The following is a 6,177-nucleotide window of genomic DNA, read 5'->3' as shown; positions in this document are numbered from 1 at the left end:
AGTAGAACGCATAAGAGGGATGGGGGCCCTGTTGAGGGGGAGGGAGGGTGCAGAGGGGCCGAGGAAGGCCGCTGACGGGGCCCACCTCGCACATCCCGTGGGCATGCCCAGGTGCTCCTGAATTGCCCGCACTCCGAGGGCTCCCTTCACGTACGCCAAGTCCCTTGAGCCAGCCTCCACTCATCACCCAGGCGTACACGTCGAAGTCGAACTTCCTCCTGAGCGACTCTGCGAAAGTCCACTCGCGGTATCCTCTCCTTCAGCCGCTCCTTCCTGGCCGCTGCCTCAAGCCCCGCGCTCGCCTCCTGCGCTCCTGCTTGAGGGAGCGCATCTCCACCACAGCGACGCCGCCATGTCGCTGAAGATGCTCTCCGAGCGCGTGGCCGAGGTGGTTCGCTCCTACCGCGTCTGAGCCACACGCCGGTCCGGACCAGCGAGAAGCCCGCTGGCGATTCGCGTCGCGGAGGCTCCGTCAAGGCGCGAGCTGCTCGACGGAGGGCGCGTGCGAGATGCGGATGGCGGGGTTGTCCACGACATCGTCGTTCTTCACGCGGGTGCCCACCATGACCTGATACGGCGGTTCGTCCATGACGGGAGCGCGGCCGTAGACGATGAAGTAGCGTCCGCTCGCATACGCGACGTTCCCGAAGAGGAGTTGCCGGTTCGCAGGGCCCTTGGAGATGGCGAAGCCGTTGCGGTCACGGACGTCCCCATTACGCTTCACCCGTGCAGCGCGAACACGGGCGGTGTCCGCCGTCAGGGCGCTCCAGGAGACGAGCACCTCGTCACCCTCGGAGGCAACCCTGGGCGATAACTCCGTCGTGCTCGCGGTGGAGATGCGGATGCCCAAGGGGTCCAGGACGTTCGCAGACCCGCGCTTCAAGCGGGTGCCGTAGATGTCTGCCGAGCCTGAGCGTGAGTCGCTCCACGCAACGAAGAAGCCATACTTCGTCGCTGTCACGGACTGGTAGTTCTGGTTGCCCGGCGCGGCGGAGATGATGAAGCCATTTGGGTCGAGCACCGAACCATTGGCGCGGACCCTGGCGGCGAAAATGTCATGGCTGCCGTATCGCGTATCCGTCCATGCGACCAGGTACTGATCCTCTGACCATGCCACGGAGATGCCAGAGGAGAACTCAGTGCTCTGGGAGCGGGAGATGACCACTTCCTGGACATCCAAGCCTCGTTTGCCCATGTCGAGGGTGACTCCGCGAACCTCACGGGACACCGTGTGTCCAGAAGCAATCCAAGCCACCAGGCACTTGCGTTTGTGGCAGGCAATGCCGGGGGAGCCCACGGCATTGTGGTCCGTGGGTGTGAAGAGGGTGATAGGATCTCCGTCGAGCGTGCCATCCCGGTTGACTCGGGTAAGGAAGACGGCTCTCTCCCCGGTCCAGATGACCAGGAACTGCCGTCCATCGAATGCGGTGGCGTGATAGTAGGCGTCCGGGCGGAGGTTGGGATTGAGTTCGATGGCGTCGGGATCCAGCAACCGGCCGTTCACGGACACGCGCGCGGCAACGAGCTTGCCTGCACGACTCCAGTCCGACCAGGCGACGAAGAACTGATTCCCGTCCTCGGCCACCTGAGCGTTGTTCGCGAAGGTGGGTGTCGACCAGTTCGGGAGAGGCCCTTGCCCCCCATTGCCGTGAAGCCCGAGCTCGAGGTCCCCCTGCAAGCTCGGGTCTTCAAAGGCGGCTTCCGGTTCACCGCCACACGAGATGGCCAGGAACGCTCCGAGCAGTGCTCCTCGCCAAGTCCGTAGGCTCATTGTCTGCCCTTGCATGCTTCGTTCCCTTCAATCGCAATACAGCGACAGGTTCCGTGGCTCGGGATTGAAGGGCAACACCATGTGGACCACGACGAACGCGAGTGGACATCTGCGAAAGACGTCAACGTTCTTGCGTTGCATCTTGAACGAATGAAAGGGACTCACGCCGCATGGCCAGCCGCGATCCATGGCTCGCCCATGTCGCCACGAATCATCAAATACAGCCATCTCAATAAAAGACAGCGGCGACGGAATGGCGACTCTGAGAGCAATTACATCTACGTAGGAACCACCATTGACGAACAGCGTGTCCCTGGTGCGACGTCCATCCCCTGTCTTCATTGCAGAACTGTCAAACGAGGAGAAGGTAATGAAGCGAAGCAGAGGCGTTTCCCTGCCACGCATGGGATGGGTTGTCTTGGCTGCCCCGATGATGTGGGCATGCGGGCCCGAGGCACAGGCACCCGCGGCGCAGGAGGTGTCGCAACAGGATGTGCCGCGGGACGTGGTGAGCTGGGAGGAGTATCAGCGGAACGCGGCGCGTGTGGTGGATGGAAAGGAGCTGTACATCGTCGAGTGGGACCTGGCGCTGACGCGCGACGAACTCCGTGACAGGTACGACCGCTATGTGGCCGCCGCATCCACCGGGCAGGACGGCTCGGAGTCGCTTGGCCGCACGGAGTCTCCCCTTCGCGTCAACCGCGTCGGGAGCTCGGACGACATCTGGACTTGGGCGAACCGGTACAACCTGCGCTACTGCGTCAGTAATGCCTTCGGTACGAACAAGACGCGAATCGTGAATGAGATGGCGAACGCGGCGGCGAGCTGGGAGTACGTCGCGGACGTCGACTTCATCTATGACAGCACCCAGGACGCGAGCTGCACCAATGCGAACCCCGCGGTGACGTTCGCGGTGCAGCCGTGGACGGCCGGTGGTGCGTGTGCCTTCTTTCCCTCGGGAGGTGGCTGTATCCCGCGCACGGTGGTCATCGACATTCCCAGCCTGGACCCGGCGCCCCCCACCTCGCCGAATGTCACGACGGGAACCGTGCTCATCCACGAACTGGGGCACGTGCTGGGCTTCCGCCACGAGCACTCGGCTTCGTCGCTGAACCCCTGTTATGAAGACTCGAACTGGAGGGAGCTCACCACCTACGACGTCGCTTCGACGATGCACTATCCCTGGTGCAACGGCGTTTCGACGTCCACGCTCAACCTCACGTACCTGGATGCCGCGGGGGCCGCCGCCCTTTATGGCTGGCATACCAATGCAAACAATGGGGACCGCCGCTACCCGGCGGCGCACACCAATGACTATACTGCGGCGCTTCAGATGGGACAGTCGTTCCTCATTCCCTTCGCGGTGACCACGAACTTCGCGGAGGGGTGCTTCCTGGTGGGCAACGGCCCGACCGCCGCTCACATCCGCTACAGTGATGGCATGGCAGGCGCTGTGCTCGCGTCCGCGACGAGCGTCGTCGACACGGGGGTTCAGTGTGGCGTCAACGCCTCGTACACCTGGCACCGCGCCAACTTCCCGGGCGTAGCGATGTTCGCGAATAGCGTGTTCACGGTGGTCTTCGGCAATGGCACGCAGACGCTCCGCATGGCCATCAACATTGGAAATCCATACACCAGTGGAAACATGTGGGACTCATTTGGCGGCGGGCGCAGCCTGTCTCCTTGGGATGGGCGGGTCCGGATGGGGCGCCTGGGCCCTCCGTGAGCTGAATGAACGGCGGGGCCGAGGTCCATGGCCCCCCGGTGGAGCGGGGAGGGCGCTCCGGCCTTCCTCGCGCCTCAGGTGTGTCACCGCCCGAGTGATGCTCCCGTCCGATGGACAGGCCGCGCAGCCCCTCCTGAGCGGCGCGGCCACCGCGCTACCGCGCTACCGCCTGGGGGGGCCGGCTTCGACACGCGACTCGCGAAGATCGTCGGCACGATTCTCCCCGGGCTGCCCGCGCAGGACCTGGACAGCCAGATGTTCCTGCACGACGGCCCGGAGAAGGAGCGGTTCCTCGCGGATCCGCTCATCACCCACGAGAGCTGCCCGCGCGCTCCGCCAAGGCGCTCATCGCCGCCATCGAAGCGCTCGAGGGGAGGCTCCAGGACCTGAGACTCCCCCTGCTGGTGGTGCACGGGGGCGAGGACGTCATCACCTCCATCGAAGGCAGCCGCGCCCTGCTGGCGCAGTCCACGATCGCCGACAAGCGCCTCATCATCTACGAGGGCCAGCGCCACGATCTCGCGCACGAACCCGACGCGGAGAAGGTCATTGGAGACATCGTGGCCTGGGTGGAGGCCCACGTCCCGCCGAGCGCCGCCCCCCGACAATGGGAGCGGTCGCGGGACACAAGTCTCCCCCTGAAACCGCCCAACCACAGCGCATCATCAGTACCGCGAGCGGCTGTTGATGATGACCTGCGTATTGATCCAAGAACGGAACTCAGAGACCCGGGCATAGACACCAGGCAAGCCCGGCCTCGCACAGCCCACGCCGAAGCTCGTGATTCCGTAGAGCACGTATCCGCCACCGGCCAGAGCGACCAACGGCCCTCCGCTGTCCCCCTGGCAGCTATCCTTCCCCCCTGACATGTACCCAGCCCCGAGCATCACGTAGGGATCGATGGTGATGCCTGCTTTCTTGTACGCAGTCTTCAGGGTCTCAGAGTTCACGGTGGGAACCCACACCTGCATCAAGATGGAGGATGTATCGTATCCCCCCTCCCTGGTATGACCCCATCCTGCGGTCACCATCATCGTGCCATCCGGGACATCCGCACCCACCGACGAGAGCCCCACAGGGTTGAGCGACGTTTCAGCCAACGGGGACTGCGCGACCAGGTTGGGACGCATGACAACACTGCTCTTGCCGCACGAAGTACCGCTCACCGAGAACGAATCCCCCGGGAGACACACAGGCTGTACCGTGGAGGTGAACTTGATGGGCTTGTCGAGCACGACAACCGCGACATCGTTCGCCGTCGTATCCGGGTTGTACGCTGGATGGTAGACAGTCTTTCTCGCGGCGACAACCTGCTGCGAGGACGACGGGCGATTGAAATCATGAGCCCCAGCGACGACAGTCAATCCGGATGTTCCGTCGTAGACGCAATGGGCAGCCGTGACCACGATATCGCTCTCCTCCTTGTTGCCAACCCTGATGAGAGAACCACCGCAGAAGTGATTGTTGTATTGCTGCAGGCTGACAATCCACGGATGACTCCCAGGACGTGCCTCGACCCCTCCCACAATCGCCTGGTCCATGCGGCCCGTCGCTTCGACGTCCTGCCTCTCCAGCTCCGGACCACCACATCCCAACAGGCTGACCGCGACAATCACTCCACTCACGAAGCGCAATGCGCCCTCCTTGCTCAGACGACACATGCCAACAGCAAGCCACATGCCAAGCCTCAACTAAAGGAATCCCGAGCGCATTCGACTCACGGCGCGCCGTTGACACGTCAGCGAGCTCTCGCAGAGACGGGATGACGCGTCAGCCGTCCATTCGTCGTGCTGCGCGGGCCGAAGAGCCAGCAGGTCAGCAAGAGCAACCCGTCAAGGTTGCGGGCGGCGTCGCGAACGTTGACTTCCGCGACGTACTGTCCTGGGTTGTCCAGAGCCCCACCGAGGGCCGGTCGACAGTGAAAAGACCCGCCAACTACAAGCATCTGTCTCCCCCAATTTTCGGACCAGTTGAAGCGTGAGAGAGTCCTCGCGGCCTGGGGTGGCCCTCGTGCCGGGGCCAACACCTCGCACATCCCGTGGGCAAGCCCAGGTGCTCCTGAATTACCCGCACCCAGGGGCCCCTTCACGTACGCCAAGCCCCTTGAGCCTGCCTCCACACCTCACGCAGGCGAACACGGCAGCGGACGGGGCCTCTCGCCGAGCCCTGCGCTGTCCTGCTTCCGATGGGGCAACGCAGCACGGAGGCGGAAAACGGCTCAGCGCCCGAGCAGCGCAACTCAGTTGCCTGAGCCCCCGACTCACCGGCCAGGAACTTCGGGCTTCTCCGGTGCAGCGCTCTCACCAAGTGGATGGTCGCGGAAGCCCTGCTGGAGTGACTGAATGGCTCGAACCTCGGCGCGCTGTTCTTCGACCGTCCGCGGCCTCGTGGATGCGCCACGCGAGTCCATTCAGATGGACACGGCTTCGGCCCGCTTCCCTCACCCGCCCCCTCTCCCAGAGGGAGAGGGGATTCAGCCGACGAGGTCCGCCTTCGCGAGGTTACGTGCTGCGCGCCTGGTGGTGAGTACGCCCAGCAGCGCGGGCCACCCCACGGCGATGACCAGCGCCAGGGTGGGTCCCAGGGAGTTGGCCAGCCAGAAGCCCACGGGCCCCACCGCGGCGAGCCCCGGCTCGGGCTCGAGCAGCACCGATGAGCGCGGCCACCCGGGCGAGCAGCA

General features: G+C 64.3%; 5 protein-coding genes and 1 pseudogene. 2 read left to right on the top strand and 4 right to left on the bottom strand.

Annotated features, from left to right (window positions below):
* Positions 1 to 472: 472 nt before the first annotated feature.
* Positions 473 to 1,678, bottom strand: a complete 1,206-nt coding sequence (locus FMQ63_RS32185) for a hypothetical protein (protein ID WP_020477804.1) — start codon at positions 1,676 to 1,678, stop codon at positions 473 to 475.
* A 120-nt stretch (positions 1,679 to 1,798) separates the two neighbouring features.
* Positions 1,799 to 2,176 carry a hypothetical protein gene (locus FMQ63_RS32180; RefSeq protein ID WP_141276859.1) on the bottom strand — a complete coding sequence of 126 codons (378 nt, stop codon included), beginning with the start codon at positions 2,174 to 2,176 and terminating at the stop codon, positions 1,799 to 1,801.
* 25 nt (positions 2,177 to 2,201) lie between these two features.
* On the opposite strand from FMQ63_RS32180, the gene FMQ63_RS32175 reads away from it, so the two are divergent.
* Both FMQ63_RS32175 and FMQ63_RS38795 read left to right on the top strand, forming a co-directional pair.
* Positions 2,202 to 3,497 (top strand): M57 family metalloprotease, encoded by a 1,296-nt coding sequence (locus FMQ63_RS32175; RefSeq protein WP_225909431.1) that lies wholly within the window; start codon positions 2,202 to 2,204, stop codon positions 3,495 to 3,497.
* Positions 3,498 to 3,817: 320 nt separating this feature from the next.
* Positions 3,818 to 3,973: pseudogene (locus FMQ63_RS38795) on the top strand (alpha/beta hydrolase); the annotation flags it as partial.
* A 189-nt stretch (positions 3,974 to 4,162) separates the two neighbouring features.
* On the opposite strand, the gene FMQ63_RS32165 reads toward FMQ63_RS38795, so the two are convergent.
* A complete protein-coding gene (locus FMQ63_RS32165; protein WP_011555356.1) occupies positions 4,163 to 5,188 on the bottom strand; it encodes a serine protease in 1,026 nt (341 codons plus the stop codon).
* A 782-nt stretch (positions 5,189 to 5,970) separates the two neighbouring features.
* The gene (locus FMQ63_RS37645; RefSeq protein WP_011555357.1) at positions 5,971 to 6,147 is read right to left on the bottom strand and encodes a hypothetical protein; all 177 of its coding nucleotides are present in this window, start codon (positions 6,145 to 6,147) and stop codon (positions 5,971 to 5,973) included.
* Between the last annotated feature and the right edge of the window lie 30 nt (positions 6,148 to 6,177).

Source organism: Myxococcus sp. CA005 (assembly GCF_006518205.1).
In the GTDB taxonomy this organism is placed as follows: domain Bacteria; phylum Myxococcota; class Myxococcia; order Myxococcales; family Myxococcaceae; genus Myxococcus; species Myxococcus xanthus.
The sequence above is the reverse complement of the archived record's forward strand: the minus strand, read 5'-3'. Positions and strand labels throughout refer to the sequence as shown.